This window comes from Nostocoides sp. F2B08, from assembly GCF_009184895.1.
In the GTDB taxonomy this organism is placed as follows: Bacteria; Actinomycetota; Actinomycetes; order Actinomycetales; family Dermatophilaceae; genus F2B08.
Window position 1 is genome coordinate 58,492 of sequence record NZ_WESE01000005.1, and the last position, 13,919, is coordinate 72,410.

A 13,919-nucleotide genomic window follows, 5' to 3' on the forward strand; every position below is an offset into this window, starting at 1 on the left:
CCGATGAGTCACGGCGACCGGCCGCCCGCCCCGGACCCGCTGCCGCTCCCCGTCGTCGACAACCACACGCACCTCGACATGGGGCGCGGTGAGGAGCCACGTCCCGATCTGGGCCGGGCGCTGCGCGAGGCGGCCGCGGTCGGAGTGGACCGCGTCGTCCAGATCGGGTGCGACCTGCCCGGGGCGCGCTACACGATCGAGGCGGTCGACGCATACCCCTCGGTGCTCGGAGGAGTGGCTCTGCACCCCAACGAGGTTCCGCGTCTGGCCGCCCGGGGTGAGCTGGACGCGGCACTCGAGGAGATCGCGGCTCTCGCCGCACACCCGCGAGTGCGCGTGGTCGGTGAGACGGGTCTGGACTACTACCGCACCGGCCCTGAGGGGGTCGAGGTGCAGCAGGAGGCCTTCAGGTGGCACATCGACCTGGCCAAGCGGGGTGGCGCGGCACTGCAGATCCACGACCGTGACGCCCACGACGACGTCCTGCGGATCCTGCAGGAGGAGGGCGCACCGGAGCGCACCGTCCTGCACTGCTTCAGCGGGGATGTCGAGATGGCCCGGGTCTGCGTCGAGCGTGGGTACTACCTGTCCTTCGCCGGCACGGTCACCTTCAAGAACGCCCGGGACCTGCGTAACGCACTCGCGGTCGTGCCCCTCTCGCAGGTGCTCGTGGAGACCGACGCTCCGTACCTCACTCCGATGCCGTGGCGCGGCTCGACGAACTCGCCCTATCTCATCCCGCTGACGGTGCGCCGGATGGCCGACGTCCTGGGAGTGGCCGTCGCGACGTTGTGCGAAGCGCTGAGCGAGAACAGCGAGCGCGTCTACGGGTCGTGGCGACCCGTCGCGGAGGTCGGAGAGGGCCCGTGGCGGTGAGACGAGTCACGTCTCCGCCCACCGTCGTTACCAAAACTTGACCTTTGGTGGCCGGGCAGGGCAGCCTGGTACACGGACAGCCGGAGGCGTCGCGCCCCGGAGAGTCGGATCGAGACCTGGCGAGTATGAGCCGCCGGGTACGAGCCGAGTGCCCCACCCCTGCGGGGCACACCAGTCCCGACGGATAGCGCGTTCAGTGCCGTGCACGCTCTCCGGCGGTCGATGGTCGGTCGCGCCACACGCCCCCGCGGTTCCGGTGCTGCCCGCCGTCCTGGCCCTCTCCGAGGACACGCGGACCGGATCGTGCACACATCGGAGTATCTGTTGTTCCTCACCAAACTGCTCGCCTCTCGCAAGCTCGCGGCCGTCGCCGCAACCCTCATCTTCCTCACCACAGCCGGCGCCGGGATCGGCTATGCCACCCTCGTCAAGGACGTCACCCTCACCGTCGACGGTGAGGTGACCGACGTCCGCGGCATGCACGCCACCGTCGCCGACGTCCTCGCCAGCGAGGACATCGAGATCGGCGAGCACGATGTGGTTCAGCCCGCGCCGACGACCGAGGTCCGCGACGGTCAGAACGTCGTCGTCCGCTACGGCCGAGAGCTGAAGGTCAACGTCGACGGCGAGGTCACGGCGTACTGGACCACCGCCACGACCCTCGATGCCGCCATCCGTGACCTCGGCCTGCGCGTCGAGGGCGCCGAGCTCTCCGCCAGCCGCTCGCAGACCCTCGGTCGCGAGGGACTTGCGCTGCGGGTCATCATGCCCAAGGACGTCACCCTGACCGCCGACGGCGAGAAGACCGAGATCACCTCGACCGAGCGCACCGTGGCCGCCATGCTCCGTGAGGCGGGCGTCGCCCTCGGCGACGACGACATCGTCACTCCCGAGCTCGGCACCGTCATCACCCCTGGCCTGGCCGTCACCGTCAAGCGGGTCAAGATCGAGGAGAAGACCGAGGCCGTCGCGGTCCCGTTCACCACGGTCGAGGAGAAGAGCAGCGACCTCTACAAGGGACAGACCAAGACCAAGACCGAGGGCGTCAAAGGCAGCAAGGACGTGACCACCGAGTACACCTACACCGACGGCAAGGTCACCAAGGAGAAGGTGCTCTCCGAGAAGGTCACCAAGAAGCCGACCAGCCGCGTCGTGCTCGTCGGCACCAAGGAGCGGCCGGCCGCCCCGGCGCCTTCCTCGAGCGGTTCCTCGAGCAGCTCGTCGAGTTCCTCGTCCAGTGCCGGGAACACCTCGGGTGCCGGGATCAACCTCGCCAACGCGGCGATGTGGGACCGGATCGCGCAGTGCGAGTCCGGCGGTCGCTGGAACATCAACACCGGGAACGGGTACTACGGCGGCCTCCAGTTCAACTACAACACGTGGCTCTCGGTGGGCGGTGACGACTTCGCCCCGCGCGCCGACCTCGCCAGCCGCGCCGAGCAGATCACCGTCGCCAACCGCCTCTACGCCCAGCGCGGGCTGCAGCCGTGGGGCTGCGCCCACGCCGCCTGAGGCCTCCAGCGCCATCCGCGGGACCTCACCCGAACCGAGGCCCGCACAGCATGACGGCCAGCCGCACTAGGCTGGCCGTCATGCTGTCCGCGCGCGAGATCAGAGCCCGCGCGGCCGAGCTCGACATCCGTCCGACGAAGCAGTGGGGCCAGAACTTCGTCGTCGACGCCAACACCGTCGAGCGGATCGTCCGTCTGGCCGAGGTCCACGAGGACGATGTCGTCGTCGAGGTCGGACCGGGCCTGGGGTCACTGACGCTGGCTCTCCTGCCGCGGGTCGCGAGGGTCGTCGCGATCGAGGTCGATCCGGTCCTGGCCGCCGCATTGCCGGACACGGTCGCCGACCAGGCCCCCGCATACCGCAGTCGTCTGGACGTCGTCCATCAGGACGCTCTCACGGTGACGACCCTGCCGGGACCCGACCCGACGGCTCTCGTCGCGAACCTGCCCTACAACGTCTCCGTGCCGGTCGTGCTGCGCTTCCTCGAGCGCTTCCCCGGTATCAGGACCATGCTCGTCATGGTCCAGCTCGAGGTCGCCCACCGGCTCGCCGCCTCGCCGGGGACGAAGATCTACGGAGTGCCGAGTGTGAAGGCGGCCTGGTATGCGGACGTCCGACTCGTCGGCACTGTTCCGCGGACCGTCTTCTGGCCGGTGCCCAACGTCGACTCGGGCCTGGTGCGCCTGGACCGTCGTGAACCCCCGGCGCACGACGTGGGCCGTGAGGCGGTGTTCGCCTGTGTAGACGCCGCGTTCGCACAGCGGCGCAAGACCCTGCGGGCGGCGCTGGCCGGCTGGGCCGGAAGCCCCGCCGCCGCGGAGGAGGCCTTGCGCGCCGCTGGCATCGACCCCCGCACCCGTGGGGAACAGCTGACCGTCGGAGAGTTCACGGCGGTCGCCCGTGCCCGGGAGCAGAGTCAGCGGTAGGCCGACTACCGGTAGACCACGACCTTGGTCCCGACCTTGGTGTGGTTGAACAACCACTCGGCCCCCGCCCAGTCCCGCAGGTTGACGCACCCGTGGCTGCCCCAGTCGCCGACCCAGCCGTCGCGGGCGAATCCGTAGCTGTAGTGGAACGCCTGCCCGCCATAGAAGTACACCGAGAACGGCATCGGGGTGTTGTCGTAGGTGTAGCTGACCTCGTTGCGGACCTTGCGGGTCACGTAGAACGTGCCTTCGGCCGTCGAGTACATCCGCTCGCGACCGTTGACGTCGTAGGCGCGGCCACCGAAGCGAGCATCGAGTGTCCGGACGATTCGTCCCCTGTCGACGTAGTAGACCTTGCGGTCGTTCTTGGAGGCGCAGACGACGACCCCCGAGGTGTAACAGCGCGGGTCCAACCGGGTGCGGGTGAGGGTGACGGTGGGGCTGTAGTAGCGGGTGCCGCCTACGGTGACCACGACGCGGAAGGTGTGGGTGCCGGGCGTGGAGGCGCCGTAGGTCAGGGGGAGCACGTAGGAGCCGCGGCTGTCGGTGGTGCTGGTCTGGCTGGTCGACCAGGAGCCGCCCTTGAGGGCCTGGACCGAGACCGGCGCGTTGGGGGCGCCGGTCGCGGTGCCCCAGACGTTGCTCGCGGTCCTGATGACCTTCGTGCCGGCGGTCTTGGCCGTGACCGTGACAGCAGGCGCGGTCGTTTCGGTCGGTGTCGGCTCTGAGGTTGGTGTCGGCTCCGAGGTCGGCAGCGGCTCTGAGGTCGGCGCCGGCTCTGAGGTCGGCGCCGGTTCGGAGGTCGGCGTCGGAATCGGCTCAGCCGCCGCGGACGACACACCAGCCGCCATGACGGCCACCGAGGTCATGACGACGACAAGCCTCCGCGCTGTGCCGCGGGCGCCCCCCCACATACTCACGGTGACCTTCTCTCTCATCGATGAGCCACACCCTGCCGGCGGCCAGCGCGCTGATCGTAGCGTCTGGAGGAAGGCCGAGGAAGGCATTCGGTGAACGACCGGACGAACGGCCAACGGCTGCCGGGTGGTTAGGGTGAGTGGATGACCTCGGCGATGCGCACTTCCCCGTCCGTGACGGTTCGCGCGCCGGCCAAGGTCAATCTCGAGCTGCGGGTGGGACCGGTGCGTCCCGACGGCTTTCACGGGCTGGCGACCGTCTACCAGGCCGTCTCCCTCTATGACGAGGTGACGGTCCGTGCGGCCGACGAATGGTCCGTGACGGTCGAGGGCCCGCGAGCTCTCGGCGTGCCCGCCGACGACTCCAACCTCGCGATGCGGGCCGCGCGGGCGCTGGCGGCGGTGCACGGCATCGATGAGCCTGTCGAGATCGTGATCGACAAGGACATCCCCGTCGCCGGCGGTATGGCCGGCGGCTCCGCGGACGCCGCGGCGGCACTGGTGGCCTGTGACTGGCTGTGGGGACTGAGCAGCTCGCGCGAGGAGCTGGCCGAGATCGGTGCCGAGCTCGGGTCCGACGTGCCGTTCCTCGTCTACGGTGGCACGGCGATCGGCACCGGTCGAGGGGAGGTGGTCGCTCCCGTGCTCACCCGGGGCACGTATCACTGGGTCTTCGCCGCCGCCGATGTCGGCCTGTCGACCCCGGCGGTCTATGCAGAGTTCGACCGGCTCGCCTCGGACCGGGAGATAGCCGACCCCGTCACGTCGCCGGACCTGATGAGCGCCTTGCGCTCCGGGGACCCCGCCGCTCTCGGCGCCCGCCTGGTCAACGACCTCCAGCCTGCGGCCATCTCGCTGCGCCCCGAGCTCGGCGAGCTGCTCACGGACGGACTGTCCTACGGCGCGCTCGGCGGGATCGTCTCCGGCTCGGGTCCGACGGTGGCGTTCCTCGCGGCCGGGCACGAGAGCGCGATCGACCTCGCGGTCGCCCTCACCGCATCCGGTGCGGTCACCGAGGCCCACCGCGCCACCGGTCCGGCCCACGGGGCGAGCCTGCGCGGCGTCCCTCGCGTGGACTGACCGCCGCCGACCCAGACCCCCAGCCCGAGAAGACCACCTATGGCCGCACTGCCACCCACCAGCCTCGTCAACGCCGAGCGCGTCACCGTCGGCTTCGGTCTCGATCCCGTCCTCGAGGAGGTGTCTCTCGGTATCTCCGGCGGCGACCGGATCGGGATCGTGGGCCGTAACGGCGGGGGGAAGTCCACGCTCATCGCGATTCTGGCCGGCCTGCGCGCTCCCGACTCCGGACGCGTGTCGCGCACCGGTGGCGTCAGCGTGGGAGTGGTCCGTCAGGACGACGAGCTCGACGAGGGGGGCACCGTCCGCGACAACGTCCTCGGCGGCGTCGCCGAGCACGACTGGGCCGGTGACCCCGCCGCCCGGGACGTGGTGACCGGCCTGCTCGGACCGCTCGGGGGCGGCGCGGTCGAGCTCGATACGTCGATCGCGGCCATGTCGGGCGGCGAGCGCCGTCGAATCGCCCTGGCCCGTGAGCTCGTGCGGGCGCCTGACGTGCTCTTCCTCGACGAGCCGACCAACCACCTCGACGTCGAGGGGGTCGCCTGGCTCGCCGACCACCTGGTGAGTGGGTACGCGCGGGCCGACCGCGCGCTGGCCGTCATCACCCACGACCGGTGGTTCCTCGACGCCGTCGCGACCCGGACCTGGGAGGTGGTCGACGGCGGCGTGACACCGTTCGACGGGGGCTATGCCGCATACGTCCTCGCCAAGGCCGAACGGGAGCGGATGGCCGGCGTGGTCGCCGACCGCAGGTCCAACCTGCTCCGCAAGGAGCTCGCCTGGCTGCGACGGGGTCCGCCCGCCCGCACGAGCAAGCCCAAGTTCCGCATCGACGCGGCCAACGCCCTCATCGCGACCGAGCCGCCACCCCGCAACGACGTCGAGCTGTTGGGGTTCGCCACCGCGCGGTTGGGCAAGGACGTCGTTGACCTGCACGACGCGAGCGTGGTGGTGCCCGGCCAGGACGGCGGGCATCGCACGCTCCTGGATCGGGTCACGTGGCAGCTCGCCCCGGGTGAGCGGGTCGGGATCGTCGGGGTCAACGGCGCCGGCAAGTCGACGCTGCTGCGTGTCATCGCGGGAGAGCAGCCGCTGACCTCGGGGCGGCGCAAGCAGGGCGTCACCGTGGCGATCGGCCATCTGACCCAGGATGTGAGCGAGCTCGAGCGGTTCGCCCGCTGGCGGGTCATCGAGGCCGTCGAGGACGTGCGGTCATACGTCCGGCTCGGCTCCAAGGAGCTGAGCGCGGCCCAGGTCGCCCAGCGTCTCGGGTTCACCGGCCCCGCGCAGCAGACGCGGGTCGCAGACCTGTCCGGCGGCGAGCGCCGGAGACTCCAGCTGACCCGCATCCTCATGGCCGAGCCCAACGTGCTCCTCCTCGACGAGCCGACCAACGACCTGGACATCGAGACGCTCACCTCGCTCGAGGACGTGCTCGACGGCTGGGCGGGCACGCTGCTCGTCGTCTCGCACGACCGCTACCTGCTCGAGCGGGTGTGCGACCGGCAGGTGGCACTGCTCGGCGACGGCCGCGTCCGCGACCTGCCCGGCGGTGTGGAGGAGTACCTCAGACTCCGCCGGGCGGCCGTCGCGACCGCCGACCAGGCGACCCTCACCGGTGGCTCGGTCGGGGCGGCCTCGCCCACGGCCGGCACGGTCAGCCCGGCCGAGCAGCGCGAGGCCCGCAAGACGATGGCCCGGGTCGAGCGACAGCTCGCCCGCCTGGCCGAGCGTGAAGCGAAGGTGCACGATGCGATGGCTGCGGCGGCCACGGACCATGCTCGGGTGCTCGAGCTCAACCGGGACCTGCGCGAGATCGTCGACGATCGCGAGGCGCTCGAGCTCGAGTGGCTCGAGGCCGCCGAGGTGATCGAGGAGTAGGTCGAGCCGGGTTGGACTAGAGCAACGTGCTCCAGTAGCTCCAGAACCGGACGATGATCAGGGCGATGACCAGCCCGAACCAGAACAGCAGGATCACCCAGCGGAACGTGAGGAAGAACCCGCCGATCCCCGTCTCCGGGCTGGCATCCGGGTCCTGGTCCCGCCCCGCCAGGACATGGGCCGCGGTGAAGACGAAGATCGGCACGGTGACCGCCCACACGACCATGCAGTACGGACAGAGGTAGTTGATCGCATACAGGCTCTGGTGGGCCAGCCACGTGACGAAGAGGAACCCGAGCACCGTCCCGGCGAGCAGCGAGAACCAGAACCAGCGCGCGAAGCGCGCACCGGCCAGCAGGCCGGCACCGATCGTCACGACGACCGCGAACGCCGCCACGCCGAGGATGGGGTTGGGGAACCCGAACAGCTCGCCCTGCCAGCTCGTCATCACCGAACCGCACGCCATCACGGGGTTGAGGCTGCAGGTGGGGATGTAGTCGGGGTCCTTGAGCAGCTCGATCCGCTCGATGAGCAGGGCGGCGGCGGCGACGAGGCCGATCAGGCCGCCCACGACGTAGAGCCAGGCGAGCGCGCGCGGGGTGCGGGAGGTGGGAGTCATGGGTATGCGGTGGTCCGGTCTAGGAGATGAGGTGGTCCGATGAGGTGGTGAGGAGGCGACGCAGGACTCGCGGAAGTGCCGCGCGATCTCCGGGGTCCAGTGTGGCGACCAGGGCGTGCTCGTGGTCGAGCAGGGTGCCCATCGCGCCGTCCACGACGTCGCGACCGGAGGTCGTCAGGCGCACCAGGACGCCGCGACGGTCCCGGGGGTCGGGTCTGCGCTCGACGAACCCGCGATCGATGAGTCGGTCGACCCGGGTCGTCATGGTGCCGCTGGTGACGAGGGTCTCGGCGACGAGCTGGCCAGGGGAGAGCTCGTACGGATCTCCGGCTCTCCGGAGCGCGGCGAGCACGTCGAACTCCCAGGCGTCGAGGTCATGCTCGGCGAAGGCCGCAGTGCGGATCCTGGCGTGCTGCTTGGCGATCCTGGCGATGCGGGACAGGACGTGCAGCGGTTCGACGTCCAGGTCCGGGCGCTCGCGCTGCCACGCCGCGACGAGGCGGTCGACGTCGTCGCCGGGGCTGCCCTCGAGGGGTGAGAGGTCCTCGGACCGCCCGCGACGCATTGACATGTGGACAGTCTAGCCGCCGTCAAGTATCTTGACATCAAGATAGATGGATCGAAGGATAGGGCATGGCCGAGACGACCTGGGACCCGACGCAGTACGCGCGGTTCGGAGACGAGCGGGGGCGGCCCTTCCGCGACCTGCTGGCCCGGGTGGGTGCCGCCGAGCCGGCCGTCGTCGTGGATCTGGGCTGTGGCAACGGTCCACTGACCCTGACGTTGTCCGCGCGGTGGCCGCGCGCGGAGGTGATCGGGCTGGACTCCTCACCCGAGATGCTGGAGGCCGCCCGCACGCTCGACACCGACGGGTCGGTGCGATGGGTCCGGGCCGACCTGCGCGACTGGGACCCGTCGTCCCTGGGTGTCGCGCCGGACGTCGTCGTGACCAACGCGACTCTGCAGTGGGTGCCGGATCACGTCCACCTGATCACGCGGGTCGTGTCCGCCCTGGCCCCCGGCGGGTGGTTCGCGATGCAGGTGCCGGACAACTTCGGCGCCCCGTCGCACGCGTTGATGCGGGACGCAGCATCGGCCCACCGGCGATCGACGGATCTGCTGCCGGCGGTGTCGCGACTGGCCGTCGAGCCGCCGGAGGCCTATCTCGAGCTCCTCGCCGGCCTCGGGTGCGAGGTCGACGTCTGGAGCACGACCTACCTGCACGTGCTCGACCCCGCGGGAGAGGTCGATGATCCGGTGCTCGAGTGGGTGCGGGGGACCGGACTGCGGCCGGTGCTCGCCGTGTTGACCGATCCCGACGAACGCGAGGAGTTCCTCGCGGACTACCGCGCCCGGCTGCGCGAGGCCTATCCGCGAAGCGCCGCGGGTGTCGTCATGTCGTTCCGCCGGACTTTCGCCGTCGCTCACACGAGGGAGGCCTGATGGCCGCAGTCGGACTGCATCATGTGCTCATCGCCTGCCCGGCTGGCTCCGAGGACCTCATGCGCGAGTTCTACTCCGGGGTGGTCGGCCTCCGGGAGATCCCCAAGCCACCGCAGCTCGCCGCCCGCGGCGGGGTGTGGTTCGCGGTGGGCCAGCAGGAGCTGCACTGCGGCGTCCAGGGTGAGGACGGCGGTGGGTTCGTGCCGGCCCGCAAGGCTCACCCGTGTCTCGTCGTCGACGACCTCGATGCCCTGGCGGCCGCGGTGGCCGACCGGGGAGGGGAGGTCGTCTGGGCCGACGAGATCCCCGGCGTGCGGCGCTTCCACACGAGCGACCCGGTCGGCAACAGGGTGGAGTTCCAGGCCCAGCGGTGACTCGGGCTGCCGTGCTGTGAACGGACTCAGTCGTCGAACGGCTCGGTCAGGGTCGGCTTCCGCTCGAGGTCGGTCAGGCCGTTCCACGCCAGGTTGACGACGTGGGCCGCCACCTCGTGCTTCTTGAACTTGCGCGAGTCGAGCCACCACTGACCGGTCATGGCGATCATGCCGACGAGCATCTGCGCGTACATCGGCGCCGCCTTGGGGTCGAGCCGGTGTCGTTTGAACGCGGCGACGAGGATGTGCTCCACCTGGCTCGCGACGTCGGACATCAGGCTGGCGAACGTGCCGGTGGACTGCCCGGGAGGACTGTCCCGCACGAGGATCCGGAACCCGTCCGTCGAGCCCTCGATGTAGTCCAGGAGCGCGAGCGCGGCACGCTCGATGATCTGGCGTGAGGTTCCCGGGGAGGTGAGCGCCCCCTGGATCGCCGCGAGAAGGGCGTCGATCTCACGATCGACGACCACCGCATACAGGCCCTCCTTGCCGCCGAAGTGCTCGTAGACGACCGGTTTCGACACGCCGGCCGCGGCGGCGATCTCCTCGACCGAGGTGCCTTCGAAGCCGCGCTCGGCGAAGAGCTTGCGGCCGACCATCACGAGCTGCTCACGCCGCTGCTTGCCGGTCATGCGGGCGCGGACGACCGCTGCGCGCGTCGGAGGTGGGCTCGCCGTCATGGCTTCCATCATGCCTTGCACGTGCGGACGGTCCCAGGCCGCCCGCGGGCCGCACGGCACCGGCGTGCACGCCCGCACGCCCACGTACGGTGAGGGCATGGAATTCCGATACCTCGGCAACAGTGGACTGAAGATCTCCGAGATCACCTACGGCAACTGGCTCACCCACGGCTCCCAGGTGGAGAACGACGTCGCGACCCAGTGTGTGCGGGCTGCGCTCGACCACGGCATCAGCACGTTCGACACCGCGGACGTCTACGCAAACACCAAAGCCGAGAGCGTGCTCGGCGACGCGCTGCACGGTGAGCGGCGCGAGAGCCTCGAGATCTTCACCAAGGTGTACTGGCCGACCGGCCCGGGCGGAAAGAACGACACCGGCCTGTCCCGCAAGCACATCATGGAGTCCATCGACGGCTCGCTGACCCGGCTCCGCACCGACTACGTCGACCTCTACCAGGCCCACCGCTACGACACCGAGACCCCGCTCGAGGAGACGATGCAGGCCTTCGGCGACGTCGTCCGAGCCGGCAAGGCGCTGTACATCGGCGTCAGCGAGTGGACCGCCGACCAGATTCGTGCCGGTCACGAGCTCGCGAAGGATCTCGGCATCCAGCTCATCTCCAGCCAGCCTCAGTACTCGATGCTGTGGCGGGTCATCGAGGGCGAGGTCGTCCCGACGTGCGAGGAGCTCGGCATCGGGCAGATCGTGTGGAGCCCCATCGCGCAGGGCGTGCTCACCGGCAAGTACGTTCCCGGCCAGGCGCCCCCGCAGGGTTCTCGGGCCGCTGACGAGAAGGGCGGAGCCGACATGATCAAGCGGTTCATGAACGACGACGTGCTCGGACGAGTCCAGCAGCTGAAGCCGGTCGCAGACGAGGCCGGCCTGAGCATGGCTCAGCTCGCAGTCGCCTGGGTTCTGCAGAACCCCAATGTCTCCGCGGCGATCGTCGGCGCCTCGCGACCGGAGCAGGTCGGCGAGAACGTCAAGGCCGCCGGGGTGCGGCTCGAGCCCGAGCTGATGACGCGGATCGACGACGTGCTCGGCGACATCGTCGAGCGGGACCCCGGCAAGACCGCCGAGACGGCTCCGAAGGGCCGCGTGGTCTGAGCCGGCCCCGCTGGCCGCCGCGCTGAGGCGCGGACTGCGGGTCGGGCACTGACAGCTCGTGGCCGGCTCGTTCCTCGCCGGTTCGAGCTCCCCGGGTAGGAATCGAACCTACGTCGCTAATCCTGATTCAAAGTCAGGCGGGCCCTACCAGCAGACCAACCGGGGAACGAGTCCGTGCGGACCCGAGCGTCAAGGGTAGACCAGGCCACCCCGGACCCCCTCGCGACGAGAGATGGTTGTGGACACGCCTGCGGCCGAGAAGCGCGTCCACAACCATCCGTCGTCGGGTGGCGCGTGCGCAGAACCATCCCTCCTCGGCGGCGGTGTGACGGGGAGTGCCTCAGACGCGGCGCGGCCTCACACCACGCCCAGGACTCGGGGTGCCGGTCGACGATCGGGGCGAGGCTGACCATCACCTCGCAGACCGCCTGCTGGAACTCGGTCTCGCCCGGGTTGCGACGCAGGACGGCGTCGACGTTGTCGCGAAAGCTGGGGGTGGAGGGCGTCGTGCGGCATGTCCCTCACTGCGCCGAAGCCGCCGGGAGGCGGTCGAAGCGGTTCCGCGCGGCGGCTCCCCCCGCGGATCTGCGCTCCTGTATGCGGTCCTCACCCATCGCGGGAGTGTCGCCTTCCCACTCCGCGAGACCAGACAGAGATTTCTGCGCTCTGGCGTTTACAGCGTTTTGTTTCTGTGGTTTTATGTCTGTATAGCGATGCACCACGCATCACCGGGTGACGAAGGAGCGCCGTGTACGCAGCCGAACGCCAACAGCGGATCATGGCCGATGCCCGTCGGGACGGCCGGGTCGAGGTGGCCGCGCTCGCGGAGGCCCTCAACGTCACGCCCGAGACCGTCCGGCGCGATCTCACTGCCCTCGAGCGACGAGGCACCCTCCGCCGCGTCCACGGCGGCGCCATCCCGGTCGACCGGCTCGAGCTCGAGCCCACCCTGGCTACCAGGACCGGTCGACTGACGGAGGAGAAGCGGCGCATCGCCGCAGCAGCCCTCGAACAGGTCCCGACCGAGGGCACGGTGATCCTCGACGCCGGCTCGACGACGCTCGCGGTCGCCGACCTCTTCCCGCGCGAGGGCGACGTGACGGTCTTGACGAACAGCGTCGCGGCGGCGGCGGTCCTGACGGCCAACCCCGGTGTGACCCTCTACCTCATCGGCGGACGGATCCGCGGCGTCACCGGCGCGGCCGTCGGGGAGTGGGCTCTGGCGGCCCTGCGCGACATCTGCGTCGACGTCGCCTTCCTCGGCACGAACGGCTTCTCGACCGCCCGGGGGCTCACGACCCCCGACCAGTCCGAGGCGCTCGTGAAGCGCGCCATGGTCGGGGCCGCCCGACGTCGGGTGCTCGTGAGCGACTCGACGAAGTCGGCCGACGACCACCTGCACCGGTTCGCCGACCTCGCCGACATCGAGCTGATCATCACCGACACGGGCCTCGACGCCGACGTCGCGGCCGAGATCAGGACCTACGGACCGGAAGTGGTGCTCGCATGATCGTCACCCTGACCCCCAACCCCAGCCTCGACCGGGCGATCACCATCCCCGAGCTGCGCCGCGGCGAGGTGATCCGCGCCAGCTCGAGCCGCGTCGACCCGGGCGGCAAGGGTGTCAACGTCGCCCGGGCCCTCGCCGCGCAGGGCACCGACACCGTGGCGGTCCTGCCGAGCGGCGGCCCCGAAGGGCACATGATGGAGGAGCTGCTCGCCGAGGCCGGCGTCCGCGCCGTCACCACCCCGGTCCAGGGCTCACTCCGGATGAACATCAGCGTCCTCGAGCCCGACGGCACGACCACCAAGCTCAACGAGCCGGGGCCCACCCTCACCGACGAGACCGTCTCGGCCCTCCTGGCGGCCACCCTCGAGGCCGCCCGCGGAGGTGGTTGGGTCGTCGGCTGCGGCAGCCTTCCGCCCGGGGCGCCGATCGACCTGTATGCGACGCTCACCTCTGCAGCGCGCGAGGCCGGACTCTCGGTCGCCATCGACTCCTCCGGCGAGCCCATGACGCACGCGGCCGCGGCACTGCCGAACCTCATCAAACCGAACCACGAGGAGCTCGAGGAGCTCGTCGGCAGGCGGCTCGACACCGTCGGCGACGTCCGGGACGCGGCGTGCGGCCTCGTGGACCGGGGCATCGAGACCGTCGCGGTCAGCCTCGGCGGTGACGGGGCACTCCTCGTCACGGCCGACACGGTCGTGCACGCAGGTGCCGCGATCACCACCCCCCGATCCACCGTGGGCGCCGGCGACTGCATGCTCGCCGGCCTGCTCAACGGCCTGTCGCGCGGGGACGCCCCCGCCGACGCCCTCTCCGCAGCGGTCACCTGGGGTGCCGCCGCGGTGACCCTCCCGGGCAGCCGGGTCCCCGGCCCCGCCGACCTCGCTGGCATCTTCGCCCACGTGGACCCCTCGCCCGACCTCTCCCGATCCCTCCGCCGCTGACTCTCAGACGCTGACCCTTCTGCGCTGACCCCTCTGAAAGGACCTC

General features: G+C 70.5%; 15 protein-coding genes and 1 tRNA gene. 11 read left to right on the forward strand and 5 right to left on the reverse strand.

All coding sequences use genetic code 11. The features are described from left to right. The first annotated feature begins 3 nt into the window (after positions 1-3). The 3 genes from GA707_RS12810 (at position 4) to rsmA (ending at position 3,314) form a co-directional block, all read left to right on the forward strand. Positions 4-876 (forward strand): TatD family hydrolase, encoded by an 873-nt coding sequence (locus GA707_RS12810; protein ID WP_152178842.1) that lies wholly within the window; start codon positions 4-6, stop codon positions 874-876. A gap of 303 nt (positions 877-1,179) precedes the next feature. Then, complete coding sequence (locus GA707_RS12815; RefSeq protein WP_304650378.1) at positions 1,180-2,388, forward strand: resuscitation-promoting factor; 1,209 nt, start codon at positions 1,180-1,182, stop codon at positions 2,386-2,388. An 80-nt stretch (positions 2,389-2,468) separates the two neighbouring features. Next, entirely contained in the window at positions 2,469-3,314 is an 846-nt protein-coding gene (gene rsmA / locus GA707_RS12820) for a 16S rRNA (adenine(1518)-N(6)/adenine(1519)-N(6))-dimethyltransferase RsmA (protein ID WP_226963774.1), read from the forward strand. A gap of 5 nt (positions 3,315-3,319) precedes the next feature. Here the strand turns inward: rsmA and GA707_RS12825 are convergent, their stop codons facing one another. Then, positions 3,320-3,841, reverse strand: coding sequence for a L,D-transpeptidase (locus GA707_RS12825; RefSeq protein ID WP_152178845.1), 522 nt, complete (start codon positions 3,839-3,841; stop codon positions 3,320-3,322). A gap of 19 nt (positions 3,842-3,860) precedes the next feature. Between GA707_RS12825 and GA707_RS12830 the strand changes: the two genes are divergently transcribed. The 3 genes from GA707_RS12830 to GA707_RS12840 are packed head-to-tail and all read left to right on the forward strand — an operon-like array spanning position 3,861 to position 7,195. Beyond that, positions 3,861-4,328 carry a hypothetical protein gene (locus tag GA707_RS12830; protein WP_152178846.1) on the forward strand — a complete coding sequence of 156 codons (468 nt, stop codon included), beginning with the start codon at positions 3,861-3,863 and terminating at the stop codon, positions 4,326-4,328. A gap of 47 nt (positions 4,329-4,375) precedes the next feature. After that, positions 4,376-5,311: a 4-(cytidine 5'-diphospho)-2-C-methyl-D-erythritol kinase gene (locus GA707_RS12835; RefSeq protein ID WP_152178847.1), complete on the forward strand. Its 936-nt coding sequence runs from the start codon at positions 4,376-4,378 to the stop codon at positions 5,309-5,311. Between the two features lie 39 nt (positions 5,312-5,350). Continuing rightward, on the forward strand, positions 5,351-7,195 hold the full coding sequence (locus GA707_RS12840) for an ABC-F family ATP-binding cassette domain-containing protein (protein ID WP_152178848.1): 1,845 nt from the start codon (positions 5,351-5,353) through the stop codon (positions 7,193-7,195). Between the two features lie 16 nt (positions 7,196-7,211). Here the strand turns inward: GA707_RS12840 and GA707_RS12845 are convergent, their stop codons facing one another. Continuing rightward, positions 7,212-7,814 carry a vitamin K epoxide reductase family protein gene (locus GA707_RS12845; protein WP_152178849.1) on the reverse strand — a complete coding sequence of 201 codons (603 nt, stop codon included), beginning with the start codon at positions 7,812-7,814 and terminating at the stop codon, positions 7,212-7,214. Positions 7,815-7,833: 19 nt separating this feature from the next. Further along, positions 7,834-8,385, reverse strand: coding sequence for a MarR family winged helix-turn-helix transcriptional regulator (locus GA707_RS12850; protein WP_304650379.1), 552 nt, complete (start codon positions 8,383-8,385; stop codon positions 7,834-7,836). A 62-nt stretch (positions 8,386-8,447) separates the two neighbouring features. Between GA707_RS12850 and GA707_RS12855 the strand changes: the two genes are divergently transcribed. Both GA707_RS12855 and GA707_RS12860 read left to right on the forward strand, forming a co-directional pair. Then, complete coding sequence (locus GA707_RS12855; protein ID WP_152178850.1) at positions 8,448-9,257, forward strand: methyltransferase domain-containing protein; 810 nt, start codon at positions 8,448-8,450, stop codon at positions 9,255-9,257. Further along, complete coding sequence (locus GA707_RS12860; protein WP_152178851.1) at positions 9,257-9,631, forward strand: VOC family protein; 375 nt, start codon at positions 9,257-9,259, stop codon at positions 9,629-9,631. The genes GA707_RS12855 and GA707_RS12860 overlap by 1 nt, the downstream gene beginning before the upstream one ends. A 26-nt stretch (positions 9,632-9,657) precedes the next feature. Here GA707_RS12860 and GA707_RS12865 read toward each other — a convergent pair whose 3' ends face one another. Continuing rightward, positions 9,658-10,263, reverse strand: a complete 606-nt coding sequence (locus GA707_RS12865; protein ID WP_152179021.1) for a TetR/AcrR family transcriptional regulator — start codon at positions 10,261-10,263, stop codon at positions 9,658-9,660. A gap of 145 nt (positions 10,264-10,408) precedes the next feature. On the opposite strand from GA707_RS12865, the gene GA707_RS12870 reads away from it, so the two are divergent. Then, positions 10,409-11,419: an aldo/keto reductase family protein gene (locus GA707_RS12870; protein ID WP_152178852.1), complete on the forward strand. Its 1,011-nt coding sequence runs from the start codon at positions 10,409-10,411 to the stop codon at positions 11,417-11,419. Between the two features lie 87 nt (positions 11,420-11,506). On the opposite strand, the gene GA707_RS12875 is transcribed toward GA707_RS12870, so the two are convergent. Continuing rightward, positions 11,507-11,585: transfer RNA gene (locus tag GA707_RS12875), tRNA-Gln, on the reverse strand. Between the two features lie 582 nt (positions 11,586-12,167). Here GA707_RS12875 and GA707_RS12880 point away from each other — a divergent pair. Together GA707_RS12880 and pfkB are read left to right on the forward strand one after the other, a co-directional pair. Continuing rightward, the gene (locus GA707_RS12880) at positions 12,168-12,929 is read left to right on the forward strand and encodes a DeoR/GlpR family DNA-binding transcription regulator (protein WP_152178853.1); all 762 of its coding nucleotides are present in this window, start codon (positions 12,168-12,170) and stop codon (positions 12,927-12,929) included. After that, the gene (gene pfkB / locus GA707_RS12885) at positions 12,926-13,873 is read left to right on the forward strand and encodes a 1-phosphofructokinase (RefSeq protein WP_152178854.1); all 948 of its coding nucleotides are present in this window, start codon (positions 12,926-12,928) and stop codon (positions 13,871-13,873) included. Before GA707_RS12880 ends, pfkB begins: the two co-directional genes overlap by 4 nt. Positions 13,874-13,919 lie beyond the last annotated feature (46 nt).